At 38.3% G+C, this 21,646-nt stretch carries 26 protein-coding genes; 21 read left to right on the top strand and 5 right to left on the bottom strand.

Annotated elements, in window-relative coordinates:
- The first annotated feature begins 110 nt into the window (after positions 1-110).
- The 7 genes from HT685_RS05940 to HT685_RS05910 all read left to right on the top strand — a co-directional run bounded on the left by HT685_RS05940 (position 111) and on the right by HT685_RS05910 (position 6,911).
- On the top strand, positions 111-2,354 hold the full coding sequence (locus HT685_RS05940) for a PavB family fibronectin-binding SSURE repeat adhesin (protein WP_173224720.1): 2,244 nt from the start codon (positions 111-113) through the stop codon (positions 2,352-2,354).
- Positions 2,355-2,520: 166 nt separating this feature from the next.
- Positions 2,521-3,219, top strand: coding sequence for a response regulator transcription factor (locus tag HT685_RS05935; protein ID WP_173213906.1), 699 nt, complete (start codon positions 2,521-2,523; stop codon positions 3,217-3,219).
- Positions 3,216-4,250 carry a HAMP domain-containing sensor histidine kinase gene (locus tag HT685_RS05930; protein ID WP_173224723.1) on the top strand — a complete coding sequence of 345 codons (1,035 nt, stop codon included), beginning with the start codon at positions 3,216-3,218 and terminating at the stop codon, positions 4,248-4,250. Before HT685_RS05935 ends, HT685_RS05930 begins: the two co-directional genes overlap by 4 nt.
- A 201-nt stretch (positions 4,251-4,451) precedes the next feature.
- Positions 4,452-5,063, top strand: a complete 612-nt coding sequence (gene rpsD / locus HT685_RS05925) for a 30S ribosomal protein S4 (protein ID WP_000092756.1) — start codon at positions 4,452-4,454, stop codon at positions 5,061-5,063.
- Positions 5,064-5,236: 173 nt separating this feature from the next.
- Positions 5,237-5,524 carry a type II toxin-antitoxin system RelB/DinJ family antitoxin gene (locus HT685_RS05920; protein WP_173278976.1) on the top strand — a complete coding sequence of 96 codons (288 nt, stop codon included), beginning with the start codon at positions 5,237-5,239 and terminating at the stop codon, positions 5,522-5,524.
- Positions 5,514-5,861 carry a type II toxin-antitoxin system RelE/ParE family toxin gene (locus HT685_RS05915; protein WP_060806235.1) on the top strand — a complete coding sequence of 116 codons (348 nt, stop codon included), beginning with the start codon at positions 5,514-5,516 and terminating at the stop codon, positions 5,859-5,861. The genes HT685_RS05920 and HT685_RS05915 overlap by 11 nt, the downstream gene beginning before the upstream one ends.
- A gap of 297 nt (positions 5,862-6,158) precedes the next feature.
- Positions 6,159-6,911 carry a hypothetical protein gene (locus HT685_RS05910; protein ID WP_023944035.1) on the top strand — a complete coding sequence of 251 codons (753 nt, stop codon included), beginning with the start codon at positions 6,159-6,161 and terminating at the stop codon, positions 6,909-6,911.
- A 199-nt stretch (positions 6,912-7,110) separates the two neighbouring features.
- Here the strand turns inward: HT685_RS05910 and rpmG are convergent, their stop codons facing one another.
- The 4 genes from rpmG to HT685_RS05890 form a co-directional block, all read right to left on the bottom strand.
- Complete coding sequence (gene rpmG, locus HT685_RS05905; RefSeq protein WP_001265622.1) at positions 7,111-7,260, bottom strand: 50S ribosomal protein L33; 150 nt, start codon at positions 7,258-7,260, stop codon at positions 7,111-7,113.
- A 15-nt stretch (positions 7,261-7,275) separates the two neighbouring features.
- Positions 7,276-7,458: a 50S ribosomal protein L32 gene (rpmF, locus tag HT685_RS05900; RefSeq protein ID WP_000290417.1), complete on the bottom strand. Its 183-nt coding sequence runs from the start codon at positions 7,456-7,458 to the stop codon at positions 7,276-7,278.
- Positions 7,459-7,609: 151 nt separating this feature from the next.
- Positions 7,610-7,786, bottom strand: coding sequence for a PTS ascorbate transporter subunit IIC (locus tag HT685_RS05895; protein ID WP_049494796.1), 177 nt, complete (start codon positions 7,784-7,786; stop codon positions 7,610-7,612).
- 25 nt (positions 7,787-7,811) lie between these two features.
- Positions 7,812-7,952: a hypothetical protein gene (locus HT685_RS05890; protein WP_225354851.1), complete on the bottom strand. Its 141-nt coding sequence runs from the start codon at positions 7,950-7,952 to the stop codon at positions 7,812-7,814.
- Positions 7,953-8,142: 190 nt separating this feature from the next.
- Here HT685_RS05890 and HT685_RS05885 point away from each other — a divergent pair, with 190 nt between their 5' ends.
- The 6 genes from HT685_RS05885 (at position 8,143) to ilvD (ending at position 15,544) form a co-directional block, all read left to right on the top strand.
- A complete protein-coding gene (locus tag HT685_RS05885) occupies positions 8,143-10,173 on the top strand; it encodes a BglG family transcription antiterminator (protein WP_173278975.1) in 2,031 nt (676 codons plus the stop codon).
- 3 nt (positions 10,174-10,176) lie between these two features.
- Positions 10,177-10,461 (top strand): PTS sugar transporter subunit IIB, encoded by a 285-nt coding sequence (locus HT685_RS05880; RefSeq protein ID WP_000912473.1) that lies wholly within the window; start codon positions 10,177-10,179, stop codon positions 10,459-10,461.
- Positions 10,462-10,473: 12 nt separating this feature from the next.
- Entirely contained in the window at positions 10,474-11,820 is a 1,347-nt protein-coding gene (locus HT685_RS05875; protein WP_173278974.1) for a PTS ascorbate transporter subunit IIC, read from the top strand.
- Positions 11,821-11,823: 3 nt separating this feature from the next.
- Positions 11,824-12,681 carry a transketolase gene (locus HT685_RS05870; protein ID WP_173278973.1) on the top strand — a complete coding sequence of 286 codons (858 nt, stop codon included), beginning with the start codon at positions 11,824-11,826 and terminating at the stop codon, positions 12,679-12,681.
- Positions 12,678-13,610 carry a transketolase family protein gene (locus HT685_RS05865; RefSeq protein WP_173278972.1) on the top strand — a complete coding sequence of 311 codons (933 nt, stop codon included), beginning with the start codon at positions 12,678-12,680 and terminating at the stop codon, positions 13,608-13,610. Before HT685_RS05870 ends, HT685_RS05865 begins: the two co-directional genes overlap by 4 nt.
- 230 nt (positions 13,611-13,840) lie before the next feature.
- Positions 13,841-15,544, top strand: coding sequence for a dihydroxy-acid dehydratase (gene ilvD, locus HT685_RS05860; RefSeq protein ID WP_173278971.1), 1,704 nt, complete (start codon positions 13,841-13,843; stop codon positions 15,542-15,544).
- Between the two features lie 60 nt (positions 15,545-15,604).
- Here the strand turns inward: ilvD and HT685_RS05855 are convergent, their stop codons facing one another.
- Entirely contained in the window at positions 15,605-15,946 is a 342-nt protein-coding gene (locus HT685_RS05855; RefSeq protein WP_173224731.1) for a metal-sulfur cluster assembly factor, read from the bottom strand.
- Between the two features lie 123 nt (positions 15,947-16,069).
- On the opposite strand from HT685_RS05855, the gene rgg reads away from it, so the two are divergent.
- The 8 genes from rgg (at position 16,070) to HT685_RS05815 (ending at position 21,644) form a co-directional block, all read left to right on the top strand.
- Positions 16,070-16,921, top strand: coding sequence for a quorum-sensing system transcriptional regulator Rgg (rgg, locus tag HT685_RS05850; protein WP_173224734.1), 852 nt, complete (start codon positions 16,070-16,072; stop codon positions 16,919-16,921).
- 200 nt (positions 16,922-17,121) lie between these two features.
- Positions 17,122-18,369: a transporter gene (locus tag HT685_RS05845; RefSeq protein WP_173224737.1), complete on the top strand. Its 1,248-nt coding sequence runs from the start codon at positions 17,122-17,124 to the stop codon at positions 18,367-18,369.
- Between the two features lie 204 nt (positions 18,370-18,573).
- Positions 18,574-19,854 carry a histidine--tRNA ligase gene (gene hisS / locus HT685_RS05840; protein ID WP_173224741.1) on the top strand — a complete coding sequence of 427 codons (1,281 nt, stop codon included), beginning with the start codon at positions 18,574-18,576 and terminating at the stop codon, positions 19,852-19,854.
- 144 nt (positions 19,855-19,998) lie between these two features.
- A complete protein-coding gene (locus HT685_RS05835) occupies positions 19,999-20,313 on the top strand; it encodes a hypothetical protein (protein ID WP_173224744.1) in 315 nt (104 codons plus the stop codon).
- A 9-nt stretch (positions 20,314-20,322) separates the two neighbouring features.
- Positions 20,323-20,529 (top strand): helix-turn-helix transcriptional regulator, encoded by a 207-nt coding sequence (locus HT685_RS05830; RefSeq protein WP_173224747.1) that lies wholly within the window; start codon positions 20,323-20,325, stop codon positions 20,527-20,529.
- Positions 20,529-20,717 (top strand): hypothetical protein, encoded by a 189-nt coding sequence (locus tag HT685_RS05825; RefSeq protein WP_173224750.1) that lies wholly within the window; start codon positions 20,529-20,531, stop codon positions 20,715-20,717. The genes HT685_RS05830 and HT685_RS05825 overlap by 1 nt, the downstream gene beginning before the upstream one ends.
- The gene (locus HT685_RS05820; RefSeq protein ID WP_001046123.1) at positions 20,704-20,892 is read left to right on the top strand and encodes a hypothetical protein; all 189 of its coding nucleotides are present in this window, start codon (positions 20,704-20,706) and stop codon (positions 20,890-20,892) included. The genes HT685_RS05825 and HT685_RS05820 overlap by 14 nt, the downstream gene beginning before the upstream one ends.
- A gap of 11 nt (positions 20,893-20,903) precedes the next feature.
- Positions 20,904-21,644 (top strand): DUF3169 family protein, encoded by a 741-nt coding sequence (locus HT685_RS05815; protein ID WP_173224753.1) that lies wholly within the window; start codon positions 20,904-20,906, stop codon positions 21,642-21,644.
- Positions 21,645-21,646 lie beyond the last annotated feature (2 nt).

Below are 21,646 nucleotides of genomic sequence, written 5' to 3'. Positions count from 1 at the left end.
GTATTTTATAAGAGGGATTTAAGAAAAATTTTAACTTTTTCTTAGTCCTTTTTAATTTTAGGAGATTATACTAGAGTCATCAAATAAAGAAAAACTCTAAGGAGAATCCTATGAAATTCAATCCAAATCAAAGATATACTCGTTGGTCTATTCGCCGTCTTAGTGTCGGTGTTGCCTCAGTTGTTGTGGCTAGTGGCTTCTTTGTCCTAGTTGGTCAGCCAAGTTCTGTACGTGCCGATGGGCTCAATCCAACCCCTGCTCAAGTCTTACCTGAAGGGGAATCGGTAACGAAAGAGGGTGACTTAGCAGAAACTCAGGGAGACACCGTTCTTGCTGAAGCGAAACCTGAGGCCGTTGCTGGAAATACGAATTCACTTCCGACAACTACAGAAGGAACTGAAGTGAGCGAGGAAACAAGCCCTTCTCGTCTGGATACACTTTTTGAAAAAGGTGAAGAAGCTCAAGAAAATCCAGAGCTAACAGATGTCTTAAAAGACGCTGTAGATACAGATGATGTGGCAGGGACACAAGCAACTCCAGAAGATATTGAAAAAGCTGTCGATGAGGATGTTAAAGACAGTATTGATGTCCCAGCGGGCTACCTAGAACAAGCCAAAGTTCCCGGTCCTTTCTTGGCTGGTGTAAACAAACCACTTAAATATGAACTTTTCGCAGGCGATGGTATGTTGACTCGTCTCTTGCTCAAAGCATCTGACAAGGCTCCATGGTCAGATAACGGTGTCGCTCAAAACGAGAAAATTCCACCAGTGAAAAATTTACCTGATGACAAGTATTACTATCAAGTATCTTTGAATGGTAACACCACAGGTAAGCAGGGTCAGGATTTATTAGATACACTTCGTACTAATGGTACAAATACCTATGTAGCTACCCTAACTGTCTATGAAGCAGCCGGAGATAAACCTGATTTGACTAAGGTTGTCAAGGAACGTAAAGTAAATATTACCTTGAACGGTCTTGTAACAAGAAGCGATGTTAACTCTGCAGTTGAAAACAACGTTAAAGACAGTATTGATGTTCCTGCTGCTTATCTTGAAAAAGCTGAAGGAAAAGGTCCTTTCACAGCCGGTGTAAACCAAGTAATTCCTTATGAACTATTCGCTGGTGATGGTATGTTGACTCGTCTCTTGCTCAAAGCTTCTGATAAGGCTCCTTGGTCTGATAATGGTGTAGCTAAAAATCCTGCTTTATCTCCATTAGGAGAAAACGTGAAAACCAAAGGTCAATACTTCTATGAAGTAGACTTAAATGGCAATACTGTTGGTAAACAAGGTCAAGCTTTAATTGATCAGCTTCGTGCTAATGGTACTCAAACTTATAAAGCTACTGTTAAAGTTTACGGAAATAAAGACGGTAAAGCTGACTTGACTAATCTAGTTGCTACTAAAAATGTAGACATCAACATCAATGGATTAGTTGCTAAAGAAACTGTCGAAAAAGCTGTTAAAGATAACATTAAAGACAGTATCGATGTTCCTGCTGCTTATCTTGAAAAAGCTGAAGGAAAAGGTCCATTCACAGCCGGTGTAAACCAAGTAATTCCTTATGAACTATTCGCTGGTGATGGTATGTTGACTCGTCTATTACTAAAAGCTTCTGACAAGGCTCCATGGTCTGATAATGGTGTAGCTAAAAATCCTGCTTTATCTCCATTAGGAGAAAATGTGAAAACAAAAGGTCAATATTTCTATGAAGTAGACTTAAATGGCAATACTGTTGGTAAACAAGGTCAAGCTTTAATCGATCAGCTTCGTGCTAATGGTACTCAGACTTACAATGCTACTGTTAAAGTTTACGGTAACAAAGATGGTAAAGCTGACTTGACAAATGTCGTAGCAACTAAACAAGTTACTATTAAGATAAATGTTAAAGAAACATCAGACACAGCGAATGGTTCTTTCTCACCTTCTAACTCTGGCTCTGGCGTGACTCCGATGAATCACAGTCATGCTACAGGTGCGACTCATCAAACAGCTACTGACCATAAGGACATGATGGCACCAGCCAAAGAGACTGATAAAGCAATGCCAGCAAATGACCAAATGGAAAAATCAGGTATGAAGACTGAGACTCCAGCTCCAGGTACTACAGATAGCATGCCTGCTGACACTATGACAAGCTCTACCAATACGATGGCAGGTGAAAACATGGCTGCTTCTGCTAACAAGATGTCTGATACGATGATGTCAGACAAGATGATGTCAGATGATAAAGCTATGCTACCAAATACTGGTGAAGCTCAAACATCAATGGCAAGTATTGGTTTCCTTGGGCTTGCACTTGCAGGTTTACTCGGTGGTCTAGGTTTGAAAAACAAAAAAGAAGAAAACTAATCAGCTAAGGAAATAAATGATGGATAGTGGGCTGACTAAGGCTAGTTTACCAACTCAATCAGCAATCAGGACTTTCTTTCAATAGCAGATTAAAATCATCGTAAAACAATAGAAATAGTGTTATACTTAAAGCAGTATAGCACTGTTTTTATCAAAGGAGAGACAGATGGGAAAGACAATTTTACTCGTTGACGACGAGGTAGAAATCACCGATATTCATCAGAGATACTTAATTCAGGCAGGTTATCAGGTCTTGGTAGCCCATGATGGACTGGAAGCGCTAGAGCTGTTCAAGAAAAAACCGATTGATTTGATTATCACAGATGTCATGATGCCTCGGATGGATGGTTATGATTTAATCAGTGAAGTTCAATACTTATCACCAGAGCAGCCTTTCCTATTTATTACTGCTAAGACCAGTGAACAGGACAAGATTTACGGTCTGAGCTTGGGAGCAGATGATTTTATTGCTAAGCCCTTTAGCCCTCGTGAGCTGGTTTTGCGGGTCCATAATATTTTGCGCCGCCTTCATCGTGGGGGCGAAACAGAGCTGATTTCCCTTGGTAATCTGAAAATGAATCATAGTAGTCATGAAGTTCAAATAGAAGAAGAAATGCTGGATTTGACTGTTAAATCATTTGAATTGCTGTGGATTTTAGCTAGCAATCCAGAGCGAGTTTTCTCCAAGACAGACCTCTATGAAAAGGTCTGGCAAGAAGACTATGTGGATGATACCAATACCTTGAATGTGCATATCCATGCTCTTCGACAGGAGTTGGCAAAATATAGTAGTGACCAAACGCCCACTATTAAGACCGTTTGGGGGTTGGGATATAAGATAGAGAAACCGAGAGGACAAACATGAAACTAAAAAGTTATATTTTGGTTGGATATATTATTTCAACCCTCTTAACCATTTTGGTTGTTTTTTGGGCTGTTCAAAAAATGCTGATTGAGAAAAGCGAGATTTACTTTTTGCTTGGGATGACCATCGTTGCCAGCCTTGTCGGTGCTGGGATTAGTCTCTTTCTCCTATCACCGGTCTTTACGTCGTTGGGCAAACTCAAGGAACATGCCAAGCGGGTAGCGGACAAGGATTTTCCTTCAAATTTGGAGGTTCAAGGCCCTTTAGAATTTCAACAATTAGGGCAAGCTTTTAATGAAATGTCCCATGATTTGCAGGCAAGCTTTGATTCCTTGGAAGAAAGCGAACGAGAAAAGGGCTTGATGATTGCCCAGTTATCGCATGATATTAAGACTCCTATCACTTCGATCCAAGCGACGGTAGAAGGGATTTTGGATGGGGTTATCAAGGAGTCGGAGCAAGCTCATTATCTAGCAACCATTGGACGCCAGACGGAAAGACTCAATAAACTGGTTGAGGAGTTGAATTTTTTGACTCTAAATACAGCTAGAAATCAGGCGGATATGACTAGTAAAGACAGTATTTTTCTGGATCAGCTCTTGATTGAATGCATGAGTGAATTTCAGTTCTTGATTGAGCAGGAGAGAAGAGATGTCCACTTACAGGTAATCCCAGAGTCTGCCCGGATTGAAGGAGATTATGCTAAGCTTTCTCGTATCTTGGTGAATCTGCTCAATAACGCTTTTAAATACTCTGCTCCAGGAACCAAGCTGGAAGTGGTGGCTAAGCTGGAGAAGAACCAGCTTTCAATCAGTGTGACCGATGAGGGACAGGGCATTGCTCCAGAGGATTTGGAGAATATTTTCAAGCGCCTTTATCGTGTCGAAACTTCTCGTAACATGAAAACGGGTGGTCATGGCTTAGGACTTGCGATTGCGCGTGAATTGGCCCATCAATTAGGTGGAGAAATCACAGTCAGCAGCCAGTACGGCCTCGGAAGCACCTTTACCCTTGTTCTTAACTTAAAATAAAGTCTAAACCCCCTTTACAAATCTAGCTATTCATGGTAGAATGGATTTTGTGTGAAATATCAGCAGGAAAGCATGAAGCTCGTCAACAGGTGTCTTATGATAAGTAACCTTGGCTGTTTAGGCGAAGGGCATCTGCACGAATCAGGGCTTTCTAAGTGACTATTTCCACCGAAATATTATTTATATCAGGAGGACATTCACATGTCACGTTATACAGGACCATCTTGGAAACAAGCTCGTCGCCTTGGCCTTTCACTTACAGGTACAGGTAAAGAATTGGCACGTCGTAACTACGTACCAGGACAACACGGACCAAACAACCGTTCTAAATTGTCAGAATACGGTTTGCAATTGGCTGAAAAACAAAAACTTCGTTTCACTTACGGTGTAGGTGAAAAACAATTCCGTAACTTGTTCGTACAAGCTACAAAAATCAAAGGCGGAATCCTAGGTTTCAACTTCATGCTTCTTTTGGAACGCCGTTTGGATAACGTTGTTTACCGTCTTGGTCTTGCGACTACTCGTCGTCAAGCTCGTCAATTCGTAAACCATGGTCACATCCTTGTTGACGGAAAACGTGTTGATATCCCATCATACCGCGTAACTCCAGGTCAAGTGATCTCAGTTCGTGAGAAATCATTGAAAGTTCCAGCTATCCTTGAAGCAGTAGAAGCTACTCTTGGACGCCCAGCATTCGTATCATTCGACGCTGAAAAATTGGAAGGTTCATTGACTCGCTTGCCAGAACGCGACGAAATCAACCCAGAAATCAACGAAGCACTTGTCGTTGAATTCTACAACAAAATGTTGTAATATTTTATTGAATCAGATAGGCTTTGGAGCCTTGATATTAAGCACTTTGGGGCGCTTTCCCTTAGTGCTTTTTTACATTTTAGAATAGCTTTTAAGCATCCAGCTATAAGTAGCTATACGTAACTAGACCTGTATAGTTTAAAGTGATATAATAGTCTAAAGGAGGTACTACCATGAATGTTTTAGAAAAAAACACACAGGTAAACTTTAAGACTAACAGAGACTTATTAGAGAAGGCTAAAGCTATTATCACATCGCAAAATCTTGATATGACAGCCAGTTTTAACTTGTTTTTAGAACACATTGTAGAAAATAAAGCCTTGCCATTTGAAACTCAAGTAGACAAAGAAAGAGAAGAACTTCTATCAGGGTTACGTGCTGAAATTGCCCGTAGCTTTGACGATTTAGAACATGGAAGAACTTACAGCATTGATGAAGTGAGGGCTAACCTTGGAATTTAACGAGAACTCATATAGCCTTATTATCTCTGAAACGGTACAAGAACAGCTAAGAGGTATTAAAGATTATATCTCAGCTAACTACTTTTCAGAACAGGCTGGAGCAAACACAGTTAAGAATATTCTTTATGGTTTGGAGCGTCTTGAAGTTTTCCCAGAAGCAGGATTTGATGCTGATGAAAGAATAGGAGTTATTATATACCCACCCCACAAAACCAGATGCATCATTTTAGGCGATTACCTAGCCTTCTATCATATTTTAGAGGATAGAAAAGCTGTCTTTGTATCAGATATTATTCATAGTAAACAGGACTACATCCGTTTGTTCAAGAAAAAATAGTGCATATTATTGAACTGCGTTTTGGATTCTCTAAAATACTAGACAAGATGAAATTTCTAGTTCTAGCATTTCAATAGATACAAATAAATAGAGAAAAGCAAAAAAAGACTTAGTCTTTATTTAAAATATATTAGAAATAATATGAAAATCTTTTTATAAAAATATTATATTCAATAATACTGACACAATAGAAATTGAGAAGAGATGGTATTCTTCGTTTTTATATTTCAGGTTCTCACAATATGAAAAATCGATGGTATAATAAGATTAGACGGATTATTTATTGAGGTAATAGCGATGAAATATTTTAAATTAATCAATGGTGGAACTTATCATATTGATGAGTTTGAAGAGAGAACAAATAAAGAATCACTATATTATCAAAATGGCAGTAAGTACGCATTGTGTCCAACTTGTGGTTCTTCGATTCAACTTATCGGGGGGGAAAATAATAATACGCGAAATAGAGCTGGAAGATATTATGCGGCACATACAAAAAATCCTATAGAAGGACTGCCATACGACATAGGAAGAAAAAGTAATTGTGCAAATTATGAAGGAAATCAAGATAATTGGCAGGGTATTTATCAAAGGAGACAAGGGCTTCCTGAAAATGAAGAATTATCTAGATTTATAGACAATAATAAGTCAGATATTGCTAAAAAAGTTGGTGACTTAATTGGATTTTATGGAATCAAATGCAATGGGGAGCCAAGTGCTATTTTTAACCGATTATTAAATTCTTTCAAAGAAAACGGAGGATTATGTATTTCACCAGAACAATTTGCACCTGAATATATTCCTAGAATGATTATCGAAAGAGCTGAGCCAGTTATTTGCTGGGGTTCAATTCCTCATGAAGAAATACGCAATCGTATCCTACAACATCCACTGTTACAAGATTCAATTGATGGGAGACAATTTAAACCAAATATTGAAACAAGGCTTGTTTGTGTTTTAAATAATGGAAACGCTCCTACTCAAATCCAAATCAGATTATTGTTTGAAGATAGGGAATTGAACTTAAAACAAGTAAATGCTAAAATTTAGTGCAACGAAAGATAAAAAAGAGGAGCCTCGTAATGAAGCTCCTCTTGTTTTTAATTGTCCGAATCAATATTCTTATTTCAAAAAAAGGTAGTGAAAAAGGTAGTCATTCGAACGATTTCCCTTGCAATATAGTGAAATTAACAAAAAGAAAAAACGCTTGAATCAGCGTTTTTCTTCTGTATTGATTCGTATTGAATGCTTACTTAACTTCTGTGAACACAACGTGTTTGCGAAGTTTTGGTGAGTATTTCTTCAATTGAAGACGGTCTGGAGTGTTACGTTTGTTTTTAGAAGTAAGGTACAAGCGTTCACCAGATTCTTTGTGTTCAAGTGTAATATTTACGCGCATGGTATCTCCCTTCTATTATTCAGCTGATGCAGCTTTAGCGATTTTACGTCCTTTGTAGTATCCTTTAAGTGATACACGGTGAGAACGTGAGTAATCTCCAGTAGTTTCGTCAAAGTTTACAGATGGAGCTGTTACTTTGTAGTGTGTACGACGTTTGTTTTTCTTCGCTTTTGAAGTGCGACGTGCAGGTACTGCCATTTTGATTTCTCCTTTAGGTATTTATATTCGATTCAATCTACTGATTTTCATCAACCATACTAGGATAACACATTTTTTTTGTAAAGTAAAGTTACTTGACAAAAAAAGATGAAAAAATTCTCCTATCCGACACGGCAGACAGGAGAAGGTGTTAAATATCAATCTCAAATGGTTCGTCAATGGTTTCTGATACGTATTTTCCGTCTTTCTTCCGTTGTTTGACACATTCTGTGAGGAGATATTCGATTTGCCCATTGACTGAACGAAAGTCGTCTTCTGCCCATGATGCGAGTGCAGCGTATAACTTTGTTGAGAGTAGAAGGGGGATCTGCTTTTTTTAGCTTCATCCATCTTTAGTAAAGACTTCCTGTGTTGACAATTGGTTGTGCATCATGATTGCCACAGAGAACGACTAGAAGATTTGAAACCATGGCAGCTTTTCGTTCTTCGTCAAGCTCTACCAATTCCCCTTCATTGAGCCGTTCCAGTGTCATTTCAACTATTCCTATTATTTGATATCTAAATGATATCATTTTGTTTTTAAAAATTAATAGAAAGTTGACAAATAATCACTAAAAACTTTCAGCCCAATAATTTATTTTAAAAGGTGAGATTATATTGTGCTGAAATACTCTTTTATTCTTATAACTTTTACACTATAATTGTAGTTAGAAAGGAAGAGAAATGTTTGATTATAGAACACTAGTTATTTTGATGACTTTGATGGATCATTGTGAGCTATCATTATATGAATTATCTGTTAAGGTGAGCTTACCTATAAAGGAAGTCAAAGAAGGAATAGATTATTTAGTGCCTTATCTAGCTAATAAAGGGATAGTGCTGGATAAAAAGCAAGGTCGCTATAGTTTATCAAATCGTACGAAGCAGTCTTTGACAGATATTATTAAGTCGGATGAATTGGTTTTACCAAAGTCGACTCGCTTAGCTTTGATCTATCTTTACACTTTTTGCCGATTAGATTTTATATCGAATAATCATTACCAAGACTTTTTGAAAGTAAGTAAGAATACAACCTTATCTGATATTCAATCATTAAGAAAGATTATGTTAGATAATGATTTGGAGCTAGGGTACAGTAGAGCAAAAGGTTATACTTTACACGGTTCAGAGTGGAATAAGCACCGTTTAGCTTTTCAAATGGTTAGTGAGTTGCTGGAATCCTCCATAGGGATTTGGGGTTTGGATTATGTTTTATCCAGTTGGGGGTATTCATTAACTTATGATTTGATTGATCAGGTGGTTAAAGATTATTATGAAAAGTTACAGATAGTACCTATTGTTAATCAATTAAAAGTTTGCCTTTTCGGTTTAGTATTCATTCTGTGTAGGTATCAAAGAGATGTTGAAAGAGTATGTCTTTCAGAGACATTAGTATCTCCTGTTATTCAAGATATAACGACTATTTTATTGGATACAGTGGTTGATTTGGGAATTATAGATACGGTGTTTTCTGAGGATGATTATCGCTATATCACAGTTTTATTATCAAGTTGCTTTGAAGGTGAAGTAGATGTTGCTCCGGTTTACTTTAATCAATTAACAGAGGCTATTATAAGTAGAATGGAAGATATTTCTTTGTTACATTTTAAACAAAGAGAAGTATTGAGAGAAAATCTTCGTCGCCACCTTATACCGGCTTACTATAGATTAAAGTTCGGCTTACCTAGTTCAAATGAATATGTGTTGCATGTTAAAGAACAGTATCCTGATTTATTTGAACTAGTAAAAGATTCTTTGACTCCCTTGATGGACGCTATTGACAATCCCATACCTGATAGTGAAACAGCATATTTTGTTATCCATTTCGGAGGTTATTTAAAGAAAGCAGATACTTTGCCTCAAAAATGTTATAAGGCAGCAATTATTTGTCCTAATGGAATTAGTTCTTCATTGATGATAAAAGAGAATCTATTAGCATTATTCCCTCAAATTGAGTTTATAGGAACCTCAAAGATTGATGATTTATATGCGAAAACTAGTAGTGACTATGATATGGTTTTTTCTACTATAAAGGTGGATACAGAGAAGCCAAATTATCTAGTTTCTGTTATGATGACGGAAGAACAAACAACACAGTTAGTTGAATTGGTATCAAAAGATTTCCCAGATACAGGTTATCGAGATATTGAACTTAATCAGATAATTAGCATAGTAAGACGATATAGTGTAATCACACAAGAATTAGAGTTAAAATTAGCATTAAAGAGGTATCTCTATCAAGATATGAACAGAAAGGAAGTGTTACCATTGTTAGAAGAATTAATTACAAAAGAAACTTATCAGGTTAGTTCGGAAAAATTAGGATGGAAGGAGGCAATTCGTTTAGCAGCTAAACCACTTTTGGATCAAGATAAGATAACTGAGAACTACCCTGAGGCAATGATTCAAAAAGTAGAAGAGTTTGGGCCTTTTATTAATTTAGGGAAGGGAGTAGCAATTCCTCACGCTCGTCCAGATGAGGGTGTGAATGAAATAGGAATGTCAATGTTAGTTTTGGAAGAACCGATTTATTTATTGGATAATCCAGAACAAGAGGTAAGATTGTTGATTTGTATTGCAGCCATTGATAATGAGAGTCATTTAAAGGCTTTGTCACATTTAACAACAATTTTAAGAGATAAAAATCATGTTCAAACTTTAATATCATCAAAAAACTATGATGACATTGAAATGATAATTAAACAGGAGGATTAGATAATGTTAAAAATTGGTACAGCTTGTGGTTCAGGATTAGGTTCAAGTTTTATGGTACAGATGAATATTGAATCTGTATTGAGTGATTTGAATGTTTCAGATGTAGAAGTTGAACACTATGATTTAGGTGGAGCAGATCCAAATGCAGCTGATATTTGGATTGTTGGTCGTGATCTAGCTGATTCAGCTAGTCATCTTGGAGATGTTCGTATCTTAAATAGTATTATTGATATGGACGAGCTACGAGAATTAATTACTAAAATTTGTGAAGAAAAAGAACTTATATAGGAGGCTAGCGTCATGATGAAGTTCATATTGGATATTGTTAGTACACCAGCTATTTTAGTAGCTTTAATTGCAATCTTAGGATTAGTGCTTCAGAAGAAGAAATTACCTGATATTATTAAAGGCGGAATTAAGACCTTTGTTGGTTTCTTAGTTGTATCTGGTGGTGCAGGAATTGTGCAAAATTCTTTAAATCCATTTGGTACCATGTTTGAGCATGCTTTTCATTTATCTGGAGTTGTACCAAATAATGAAGCAATTGTAGCTGTAGCTTTAACAACATATGGCTCAGCTACTGCAATGATTATGTTTGCAGGTATGGTATTCAATATCTTAATTGCTCGTTTTACTCGATTCAAATATATCTTTTTAACAGGGCACCACACTCTATATATGGCGTGTATGATTGCGGTCATTTTATCAGTTGCTGGCTTTACAAGTTTGCCTCTTATCTTACTAGGTGGATTAGCGCTCGGTATTATTATGAGTATTTCCCCAGCATTTGTGCAAAAATATATGGTTCAATTAACTGGAAATGACAAGGTGGCTTTAGGTCATTTCAGTTCTTTGGGATATTGGTTGAGTGGTTTTACTGGTAGCCTTATCGGTGACAAATCAAAATCAACAGAGGACATTAAATTTCCAAAGAGTTTAACTTTTTTACGTGATAGTACTGTTAGCATTACTTTATCCATGGCAGTTATTTACATTATTGTAGCTATCTTTGCAGGGTCAGAATATATAGAAAAAGAAATCAGTAGTGGTACAAGTGGTCTAGTTTATGCTTTACAATTAGCAGGTCAATTTGCAGCAGGGGTATTTGTTATTTTAGCAGGTGTTCGCCTTATTTTGGGTGAAATTGTTCCAGCCTTTAAAGGTATTTCAGAGCGTCTTGTACCTAATTCAAAACCTGCTTTGGATTGTCCGATTGTTTATACTTATGCACCCAATGCAGTTCTAATTGGATTTATCTCTAGTTTTGTTGGTGGTTTAGTGAGTATGGCAATTATGATTGCTTCAGGAACGGTTGTTATTTTACCAGGTGTTGTGCCTCATTTCTTCTGCGGAGCGACTGCAGGTGTCATCGGTAATGCATCTGGTGGTGTTCGTGGAGCCACTATTGGAGCATTTTTACAAGGTATTTTAATTAGTTTTCTTCCAGTCTTTTTAATGCCGGTTTTGGGAGGACTTGGTTTCCAAGGTTCAACTTTCTCAGATGCAGATTTTGGTCTATCAGGAATTATTTTAGGAATGTTGAATCAATTTGGCTCACAAGCAGGCATTGTTATTGGTCTTGTTCTTATTCTAGCAGTTATGTTTGGAGTATCCTTTATTAAAAAGCCATCTGCAAAGGAGGAATAAGGGATGATTTTAAGTGAAAATAGAGAAGATGAGTTAAGAAAATTTGCGACTAAAATCCGATTAAATACTCTTAGAACATTGAATCATCTTGGATTCGGCCATTATGGAGGGAGTCTGTCTATCGTAGAAGTTTTAGCGGTGCTTTATGGTGAAATAATGCCAATGACTCCAGAAATATTTGCATCACGAGATAGAGATTATTTTGTTCTATCCAAGGGGCATGCTGGGCCGGCTTTATATAGCACACTCTATTTGAATGGTTTCTTTGACAAAGAATTCTTATATTCTTTAAATACAAATGGAACCAAATTGCCGTCGCATCCTGATAGAAATCTAACGCCGGGCATAGATATGACAACTGGCTCTTTAGGACAGGGAATTAGTGTTGCAACCGGACTTGCATATGGTCAGAGAATAAGAAAAAGTCCCTTTTATACCTATGCTATTGTTGGAGATGGTGAGTTAAATGAGGGACAATGTTGGGAGGCTATACAGTTTGCTTCTCATCAACAGTTATCTAATTTAATTGTATTTGTAGACGATAACAAAAAACAATTAGATGGTTTTACAAAGGATATTTGTAATCCAGGTGATTTTGTAGAAAAATTCTCAGCATTTGGATTTGAATCCATTAGGGTCAATGGTTCAGATATTAGAGGAATTTATGAAGGGATTATCCAATTAAAACAGTCAAATAATTCATCTCCTAAGTGTATTGTATTAGACACTATTAAAGGTCAAGGAGTTCGAGAGCTGGAAGAAATGAAATCCAATCATCATCTTCGCCCTACTGTAGAGGAGAGACAAATGTTAACTTCAGTTGTAGAAAGATTAAGTCAGGAATTGGAGGAAACAGAATGATGAGAAGTGCGAAAGAATTACGACATGTGTATAGAGATTTCCTTTTAGAGGCTAACCAAAGTTATTCTGATATAGTAGTTTTAGAAGCAGACTTGTCAAGTTCTATGGCTACTAATAATCTTGAAAAGGACTTTGGAGACCGTTATGTGAATGTTGGAATAATGGAAGCAGAAATGGTCGGGCTTGCAGCAGGTTTATCTATTCAGGGGTTTAGACCTTATCTTCATACATTTGGCCCTTTTGCTTCAAGAAGAGTATTTGATCAATTATTTATTTCTCTTGGGTACGCACAATTGGATGCCACTGTGATTGGCTCAGATGCAGGAGTAACGGCAGAGATGAATGGTGGAACACATATGCCATTTGAAGAAATTGGATTGTTACGTTTAATTCCTAAATCGATCATTTTTGAAGCAACTGATGATATCCAATTTCGTGAAATCTTGAACCAGACATTAGACTTAAAAGGACTAAAATATATTCGAACAATTAGAAAGGCTCCAGAGGCTGTATATCAAGGTGGAGAAGATTTTTCTAAAGGCTACATTGAGTTAAGACACGGTGAAGATGTTGTAATAGTTGCTTCTGGCATAATGGTTGCTCCAAGTATTCGAGTTGCGGATGAACTGTCTAAATTAGGTTATTCAGTAGGTGTGATAGATTTATTTAGAATTAAACCGATACCAGAACAGATAAAAACAATGTTAAGTGGAAAAACTATATTTACTGTAGAAAACCACAATCAGATAGGTGGAATTGGCAGTGCTTTATGTGAATTATTCTCTGATGATGGAATAACAAAAATTCATCGGATGGGTGTTCAAGAAAGATTCGGTCAAGTTGGGAAAATGGATTATCTTCTTAATGAGTATGGTTTGAGTGAATCGAATATAAAAGAGAAAGTTCTAGAGTTTTATAATGCAAGATAGATGTTAAATACACTTATCTGAAAGAACTTCTGTAAAAATTACATTACGTTATTTAAAGCAAGCGGATTAAAAGCATATTCTGGTAATCAGAAAGTGCCCTGATCCGCTTTGTTGTTTTTAATTTAAAATGTTTATATGTATATAGAATTTTCTGAAAATTCAAGAATTTTCTTCTGTTCATTGCTTTTAAAATGTGCTATAATAGTAAAAACTGAAATGGGAGGGAACAAATGACTGAATTAGATAAACGTCACCGCAGTAGCATTTATGACAGTATGGTAAAATCGCCAAACCGTGCCATGCTTCGTGCGACTGGTATGACAGATAAGGACTTTGAAACACCGATTGTTGGGGTTATTTCGACTTGGGCGGAAAATACACCATGTAACATTCACTTGCATGATTTTGGGAAATTAGCCAAAGAAGGTGTCAAATCGGCAGGTGCTTGGCCTGTACAGTTTGGGACTATTACCGTAGCAGACGGGATTGCCATGGGAACGCCTGGTATGCGTTTCTCTTTGACATCTCGTGATATTATTGCGGACTCAATCGAGGCAGCTATGGGTGGTCACAATGTGGATGCATTTGTCGCTATCGGGGGTTGTGACAAGAACATGCCTGGTTCTATGATTGCCATTGCCAATATGGATATCCCAGCTATTTTCGCTTACGGTGGTACTATCGCCCCTGGAAAACTGGATGGAAAAGACATTGACTTGGTTTCTGTTTTTGAGGGTATCGGAAAATGGAATCACGGTGATATGACGGCTGAGGACGTGAAACGTCTTGAATGTAATGCCTGCCCTGGCCCTGGTGGTTGTGGTGGTATGTACACAGCTAATACCATGGCGACTGCTATCGAAGTTCTCGGTATGAGTTTGCCAGGATCTTCATCTCACCCAGCTGAATCAGCTGATAAAAAAGAAGATATCGAAGCAGCAGGACGTGCTGTTGTCAAGATGTTGGAGCTCGGTCTCAAGCCATCAGATATCTTGACTCGTGAAGCCTTTGAAGATGCCATCACTGTAACGATGGCTCTCGGTGGTTCTACAAACGCCACTCTTCACTTGCTTGCCATTGCTCATGCTGCCAATGTTGACTTGTCACTTGAGGACTTCAATACGATCCAAGAACGTGTGCCTCACTTGGCCGACTTGAAACCATCTGGTCAGTATGTCTTCCAAGACCTTTACGAAGTCGGTGGTGTGCCTGCGGTTATGAGATACCTCTTGGCAAATGGTTTCCTTCACGGAGACCGCATTACATGTACTGGTAAGACTGTAGCTGAAAACTTGGCTGACTTTGCAGACCTTACACCAGGTCAAAAAGTTATCATGCCACTTGAAAATCCAAAACGTGCGGATGGTCCGCTTATCATCTTGCACGGGAATCTTGCCCCTGACGGTGCGGTTGCCAAGGTATCAGGTGTTAAAGTGCGCCGTCACGTTGGACCAGCTAAGGTCTTTGACTCAGAAGAAGATGCGATTCAGGCCGTTCTGACAGATGAAATCGTTGATGGCGATGTAGTCGTTGTTCGTTTCGTTGGGCCTAAGGGTGGTCCTGGTATGCCTGAGATGCTGTCACTTTCATCCATGATTGTTGGTAAAGGTCAAGGAGATAAGGTTGCCCTCTTGACGGATGGCCGTTTCTCTGGTGGTACTTATGGTCTGGTTGTTGGACATATCGCTCCTGAAGCTCAGGATGGTGGACCAATTGCCTACCTTCGTACAGGCGATATTGTTACGGTTGACCAAGATACCAAAGAAATTTCCATGGCAGTATCCGAAGAAGAACTTGAAAAACGCAAGGCAGAAACAACCTTGCCACCACTTTATAGCCGTGGTGTCCTCGGTAAATACGCCCACATCGTATCATCTGCTTCACGCGGAGCCGTGACAGACTTCTGGAATATGGACAAGTCAGGTAAAAAGTAAATTTAAAAAGCAAGCCAACTTCGGCTTGCTTTTTTTCATCTTCAAGAGTAATTTGCCTACTTAACGAGGTGGTAGTCCAAGGGCAATACGGCCGTAGCGACTGATTCGTGTGATTTTCCAAGCAGGCGACCAGGTAACTTCAACCTTGACATCTTCGATACCCTCGATTTGTTTGAGACCTGCAACGATTTCGATAGGCAGGCTTTCGGCGCAATCGCAGGCAGTATCGGTGAAGGTCATGACAATCTTGCAGAGGCCTGTTTCGTCCAGATTGATTTCATAAATCAGCCCTAGATTGTAAACATCCAATTCCACATCTGTATCAAAAACCTTCTCTAGTTTTTCGATAATTTGGTTTTTTAAGGCCAAAGCACGGTCATTGATTTTGATATCGTCTCTCATTACAGTCCCTCCACGTGATAAATATCCTCTATTTTCTCATAATTCTGACAATTTGGCAAGTTTTTGATGAATTTTCTGAAAAATATGATAAAATGAAGAAAATACGGAATCAAGGGGAAGCCTATGGAGCAGATTGGAAAAGTCTTTAGACAATTACGAGAGTCAAGAAATATCTCGCTGAGACAAGCAACTGGAGGACAATTTTCGCCGTCTATGTTGTCCCGCTTTGAAACAGGTCAGAGTGAGCTTTCGGTGGAAAAGTTTCTATTTGCCCTAGAAAATATATCGGCCAGTGTGGAGGAAATCCTCTTTCTGGCGAGAGGTTTTCAGTATGATACAGATTCTGAGTTGAGAAAAGAAATCATAGATGTCTTGGATCCAAAGAATATAGCTCCGCTTGAGGACTTGTATCGCAGGGAGTATCAAGAGCATGCCCATTCTCAAAACAAACAGAAACATATTCTAAATGCCATTCTTATAAAGTCTTATATGAAGAGCATGGACGAAAGGGTAGAGTTAACGGCAGAGGAGGGGAAAGTCCTTCATGACTATCTGTTTTCTACCGAGATCTGGGGAATCTATGAACTCAATTTATTTTCAGTCAGTTCAGCCTTTCTATCTGTTTCTCTTTTTACTAGATATGTACGAGAAATGGTACGTAAATCTGATTTTCTAATGGAAATGTCTGGCAATCGAAACCTTTTTCACACTATACTATTGAATGGCTTTTTAGCCAGCATTGAGTGTGAAGAATTTACTAATGCCTCTTATTTTAAACGTGTTATCGAAGAGCATTTTTACAATGAAAATGAAACCTATTTCCGAATTGTCTATTTGTGGGCAGAGGGTCTCCTTGATAGCAAGCAAGGCAGAGTCAAGGAAGGTCAGAAAAAGATGGAAGATGCTGTCCGTATTTTTGAGATGCTTGGCTGTAATAAATCTGCTGAATACTATAGAAAAACGACCGATTGTTGAATATCTGCAAACTAAGAAAATAATTTGAAATTTTAAGCGATAGAACTGATGGGCTCTCTCGTGTCACTGGAGCAATTCTATCGTTTCTTTTTGCTCATTTTATTTGTTGCATATATTCAAAAGTTTTTCCTCTAGAATTTCTAAGTGCTATACTATAGTCATACTTCATATAGGGATTAGAACAAGAAGGGAGATTACCTATGAAATTATTGTTTAGAAATCAAGCTTATCGACTCTTGACTTTGTCACGCTTCTTCAATGCTTTTGGTGCTTCGATTTTTAATCTGGTCTTTATCGTCTATGCATCGACCTTGCAACAAGCATCTTTTGCTGTTGCTACGGCGAATATTATCATGATTCTTCCGACTCTCTTTACAGTTTTTGTAGGGATTCGGGCAGATTATACGAGGGACAAGGTCAAATGGATGGTCTATAGCGGTTTGTTTCAGGCGGTTTTATTTTTTCTAGCAGCCCTAGTTGTACAGCAAGCTAGTCTCTTTGCCTTTTCTAGCCTGTGTTTAATCAATGTCATTAGTGATGTCATCAGTGATTTTGCAGGTGGCCTGCGCATGCCTCTCATTAAAGAAAAAGTAGCTGAAGATGATCTGATGGAGGCTTATTCTTTTTCCCAGTTCATCACCTATATTTCAGCTATTGGGGGTCAAGCTTTTGGAGTCTGGCTCTTAGGTCTATCGGTCAACAATTTTTCCCTCGTTGCGGGAATCAATGCCTGTTTTTTCCTCGTATCAGCTTCTGTTCTCTTTTTAGGAAGAAGCAAATTGAGTCTGTCAATGTCATCTGCTGATGGTGAATCACTAAAAAATGAGAAGCTTCCTATCAAAGACCAGTTTCTAACGATTTATCGAAATTTACGTCTCGTTTTTCTTAAAGGTGGACAGAAAAACTTTGGTTTTATGCTCTTTGCTGTCTTGCTTATCAATGCCTTGGGTGGCGCTTTGGGTGGAATTTATAATATCTTCTTTTTGAGCCATTCTCTTTTGGACTTTTCTTACACAGAGGCATTATTTATCAATCAAGTCTGTGTTTTGTTAGCAATCATCATCAGTAGCCTTACGGGCAATGATTATTTTGGGAAGCAGTCCCTGCCTAGATTGATGATGTGGGCTACCGTAGGGCTCACTCTAATTGGTCTGGCTAATTTATTCAATCAAATCGTACTTGGTTCACTATTTCTCTTTTTAACTCTGTATGTGTCTGGTAAAGTTTCGCCAAAGATTAGTGCCATGCTCATGAAAAATCTAGCCCCAGAGGTTCTAGCTCGTACCAGTAATTTTTTAGGTTTATTGTTTACCTTGTCCATACCTGTGGGAACAGCCTGTTTTTCACTTATAGCTGTATGGAATATACAGTTGACTTGGATGCTATTTGTTGTCCTTTCCTTGCTAGCTATTCTTTTGACGATTCTTAATCTCAAAAATGATATCTAATACTCTTCGAAAATCTCTTCAAACCACGTCAACGTCGCCTTACCGTATAGATGTTACTGACTTCGTCAGNNTTTGAGCAACCTGCGGCTAACTTCCTAGTTTGCTTTTTGATTTTCATTGAGTATAAATCCTAAATTTTTTCTCACTGTCTTAATCCCTCTATTTATGGTAAAATAAGACTATTAAGTTTAAAGAGGATTCCCTATGAAATTACAAAAACCAAAAGGAACGCAGGATATTTTACCTGCTGAGTCTGCCAAGTGGCAGTACGTTGAAGGCTTTGCCCGTGAAATTTTCAAGCGCTACAACTACGCAGAAGTGCGCACGCCTATTTTTGAGCATTACGAGGTTATCAGTCGCTCTGTCGGAGATACAACGGATATCGTAACCAAGGAAATGTACGATTTCTATGACAAGGGTGAGCGCCATATTACCCTCCGTCCAGAAGGAACTGCACCCGTTGTCCGTTCTTATGTAGAAAATAAACTCTTTGCCCCAGAAGTGCAAAAGCCAAGCAAGTTCTACTACATGGGACCTATGTTCCGTTATGAGCGTCCACAGGCAGGGCGTTTGCGCCAATTCCACCAGATTGGGGTTGAGTGTTTTGGCTCTAGCAATCCAGCTACCGATGCGGAAACAATCGCGATGGCAGCCCATTTCTTGAAAGAAATCGGCATCCAAGGTGTCAAGTTGCACCTCAATACTCTTGGAAATCCTGAGAGCCGTGCAGCCTACCGCCAAGCCTTGATTGACTATTTGACACCACTCAAGGAGAGTTTATCTAAGGATAGCCAACGTCGTTTGGAGGAAAATCCTCTCCGTGTCTTGGACTCTAAAGAAAAAGAAGACAAGGTAGCAGTAGAGAATGCGCCGTCTATCTTGGACTTCCTTGATGAAGAAAGTCAAGCTCATTTTGATGCTGTGCGTCAGATGTTGGAAAATCTTGGAGTAGACTATATTATCGATACCAATATGGTGCGTGGTCTGGACTACTACAATCACACTATTTTCGAGTTTATCACTGAGATTGAGGGCAATGACCTGACAGTCTGTGCGGGTGGCCGTTACGATGGTTTGGTTTCTTACTTTGGAGGCCCTGAAACTGCTGGATTTGGTTTTGGACTTGGTGTAGAGCGCTTGCTTCTCATTCTTGAAAAGCAAGGTGTGACCCTCCCTATCGAAAACGCCCTAGATGTCTATATCGCAGTCTTGGGTCAAGGAGCAAATGTCAAGGCCTTGGAATTGGTGCAAGTCCTTCGCCAACAAGGTTTCAAAGCAGAGCGTGATTACCTCAACCGTAAACTCAAAGCTCAGTTCAAGTCGGCCGATGTCTTTGCGTCTAAGACCCTCATCACCCTAGGAGAGAGCGAAGTCGAAAGCGGACAAGTAACGGTTAAGAATAACCAAACCCGAGAAGAAGTTCAAGTGTCACTTGAGACAATCAGCCAAAACTTCTCAGAAATCTTTGAAAAATTAGGCTTTTAATAGTAGAAAAACTGGTCAGGATCTTATTCCTGACCTTTTTCTTTTGCAAAATGACAAAAATCATAAACTTTTTGACAAATATGCTTGTCAAAAAGAAAAAGATGTGTTACAATATAAGCAAGTTAAGAAATAGGAGGGAGCCACATGTGGGTATGGATTTTGTTTCCTTTTCTCGTCTTGATTTATATGAGTCAATCTAAGAAAATCAAGCGGATAGAGAAGAGGTTAAAGGTAATCGAAAGAAAAGAGAAAGGAAATATAGAAATGTCAAGATTATTGCAAGAAATGATTGGAAAGAAACCAACAATCATTGGAGAACTATTTGGAACAAATTTTTGGGAAGTTGTGGATGTTGATGAGGAATGGGTCAAGCTACGATACGTAGATAAGACGAGAAAAGAAAAAATCAAGTTACAACGTATTGAGGATATCCAAACCGTTGAATTTGATGGAGAGTAGGTGTGTAACATGCAACTAAAAAATCGTCTAAAAGAGCTGCGGGCTCGCGATAGTCTCAATCAAACCGAACTAGCCAAGTTGGCAGGGGTTTCCAGACAGACCGTTAGCCTACTAGAACGGGATGAGTACACCCCATCCATTATCATTGCTCTGAAAATATCTCAAATTTTCAACGAAACAGTCGAATCGGTATTTCGCTTGGAGGAGGACGAGTGATGAACAAGTATAAAGTGATCTATTATATGAGTGTTCTTGTCCTCATTGTGAATGCTTTCGCTATGATTGGAACATTACTGGGGTGGTTCTATTTTGTTGAAAGTAAGTATTTATTTTGGGTTAACTTAGTCCTCTTGTCCATTTTCAACTGGTTGAAGAAGAAGGAGAAAAATGATGAACAAGTATAAAGTAATCTATTATGTAGTTGCCATAGCTCTATTAGTCAGCCTGTGTCTACTAATTGGAACAAATCTAGGATGGTTTGATCTCTATTACAGCGACCAATTTATCTGGGCCTACTTTGCTCTTATCCCAGTCGTTGACTGGATTGAAAAGAAATCCAAAAATCTAGCAAGTAAATAAGGAGAATGAATATGGAAAAGAAAAAGAAACGTGGATTGTTGTTTTTAATGGTTGTTGTCTTGGGATTTTTCTTGGGCATTTTTGTAGGGATGTTTAAGGCTGTTGCCGAATCCCACGGAATTATGTTAGATGTAAAACCCTTGATACCATGGCTATCAGCTATCAGCTTACTACTAGCCGTCATTATTCTTTTTTTGACTTTCAATTTCCTAAAGAAAAGCAGAAAATTTCATTCCTTGTATCAAGAGGAAATGGATGATAATCTGAATGAAACCTATTATGTGCAGATGTATCGGAATCTCGAGTTTGGAACCATTGCTTTTAATATTGCAAGCGTAGCAATTTCATTGTCTATTTTTCTCTCATTAAATGAAGTGGTTATATTGCATACAGGCCACCAAACATTTTTCCTCTCTTTCTTAGTCTTTGTGCTATCCTTAGTCGCTCAAAAATCTCTTTTTAAAACAATTGCGATTGTTCGTCAGTTTGATTTGGCATTTTTCTCTACACCAAAGGATGTCTTGGACTATATCAATTCTTATGATGAAGGGGAGCGCCAGGCTAATTTTGAACAGAGTTTTCGGATTTTATTCCAATTAAACCAATATGTCTTACCAGCCTTATATGTTTTTCTTATTATCATTTCTTTCTTGACAGGAGAGATTCAACTACTAGCCTTCTTGCTTGTAGGAGCCATCCATATTTATATCAATGTGATGCAGTTGCCTATGGTGAAACGTTATTTTAAATAAAG

The organism is Streptococcus sp. 5004 (assembly GCF_013276755.1).
In the GTDB taxonomy this organism is placed as follows: domain Bacteria; phylum Bacillota; class Bacilli; order Lactobacillales; family Streptococcaceae; genus Streptococcus.
The sequence above is the reverse complement of the archived record's forward strand: the minus strand, read 5'-3'. Positions and strand labels throughout refer to the sequence as shown.

Excerpts from the sequence above, each read along its gene's own strand:
- HT685_RS05890 (WP_225354851.1), bottom strand. The coding sequence starts at position 7,952 with ATGACACTGGAACGGCTCAATGAAGGGGAATTGGTAGAGCTTGACGAA.
- HT685_RS05845 (WP_173224737.1), top strand. The coding sequence starts at position 17,122 with ATGAAATTATTGTTTAGAAATCAAGCTTATCGACTCTTGACTTTGTCA.
- HT685_RS05830 (WP_173224747.1), top strand. The coding sequence starts at position 20,323 with ATGCAACTAAAAAATCGTCTAAAAGAGCTGCGGGCTCGCGATAGTCTC.
- HT685_RS05815 (WP_173224753.1), top strand. The coding sequence starts at position 20,904 with ATGGAAAAGAAAAAGAAACGTGGATTGTTGTTTTTAATGGTTGTTGTC.
- HT685_RS05880 (WP_000912473.1), top strand. The coding sequence starts at position 10,177 with ATGTTAAAAATTGGTACAGCTTGTGGTTCAGGATTAGGTTCAAGTTTT.
- HT685_RS05875 (WP_173278974.1), top strand. The coding sequence starts at position 10,474 with ATGATGAAGTTCATATTGGATATTGTTAGTACACCAGCTATTTTAGTA.
- HT685_RS05930 (WP_173224723.1), top strand. The coding sequence starts at position 3,216 with ATGAAACTAAAAAGTTATATTTTGGTTGGATATATTATTTCAACCCTC.
- HT685_RS05865 (WP_173278972.1), top strand. The coding sequence starts at position 12,678 with ATGATGAGAAGTGCGAAAGAATTACGACATGTGTATAGAGATTTCCTT.
- HT685_RS05825 (WP_173224750.1), top strand. The coding sequence starts at position 20,529 with ATGAACAAGTATAAAGTGATCTATTATATGAGTGTTCTTGTCCTCATT.
- rpmG (WP_001265622.1), bottom strand. The coding sequence starts at position 7,260 with ATGCGCGTAAATATTACACTTGAACACAAAGAATCTGGTGAACGCTTG.
- rpmF (WP_000290417.1), bottom strand. The coding sequence starts at position 7,458 with ATGGCAGTACCTGCACGTCGCACTTCAAAAGCGAAGAAAAACAAACGT.
- HT685_RS05870 (WP_173278973.1), top strand. The coding sequence starts at position 11,824 with ATGATTTTAAGTGAAAATAGAGAAGATGAGTTAAGAAAATTTGCGACT.
- HT685_RS05855 (WP_173224731.1), bottom strand. The coding sequence starts at position 15,946 with ATGAGAGACGATATCAAAATCAATGACCGTGCTTTGGCCTTAAAAAAC.
- HT685_RS05820 (WP_001046123.1), top strand. The coding sequence starts at position 20,704 with ATGAACAAGTATAAAGTAATCTATTATGTAGTTGCCATAGCTCTATTA.
- HT685_RS05935 (WP_173213906.1), top strand. The coding sequence starts at position 2,521 with ATGGGAAAGACAATTTTACTCGTTGACGACGAGGTAGAAATCACCGAT.
- HT685_RS05885 (WP_173278975.1), top strand. The coding sequence starts at position 8,143 with ATGTTTGATTATAGAACACTAGTTATTTTGATGACTTTGATGGATCAT.
- HT685_RS05910 (WP_023944035.1), top strand. The coding sequence starts at position 6,159 with ATGAAATATTTTAAATTAATCAATGGTGGAACTTATCATATTGATGAG.
- rpsD (WP_000092756.1), top strand. The coding sequence starts at position 4,452 with ATGTCACGTTATACAGGACCATCTTGGAAACAAGCTCGTCGCCTTGGC.
- hisS (WP_173224741.1), top strand. The coding sequence starts at position 18,574 with ATGAAATTACAAAAACCAAAAGGAACGCAGGATATTTTACCTGCTGAG.
- HT685_RS05835 (WP_173224744.1), top strand. The coding sequence starts at position 19,999 with ATGTGGGTATGGATTTTGTTTCCTTTTCTCGTCTTGATTTATATGAGT.
- HT685_RS05920 (WP_173278976.1), top strand. The coding sequence starts at position 5,237 with ATGAATGTTTTAGAAAAAAACACACAGGTAAACTTTAAGACTAACAGA.
- HT685_RS05940 (WP_173224720.1), top strand. The coding sequence starts at position 111 with ATGAAATTCAATCCAAATCAAAGATATACTCGTTGGTCTATTCGCCGT.
- ilvD (WP_173278971.1), top strand. The coding sequence starts at position 13,841 with ATGACTGAATTAGATAAACGTCACCGCAGTAGCATTTATGACAGTATG.
- rgg (WP_173224734.1), top strand. The coding sequence starts at position 16,070 with ATGGAGCAGATTGGAAAAGTCTTTAGACAATTACGAGAGTCAAGAAAT.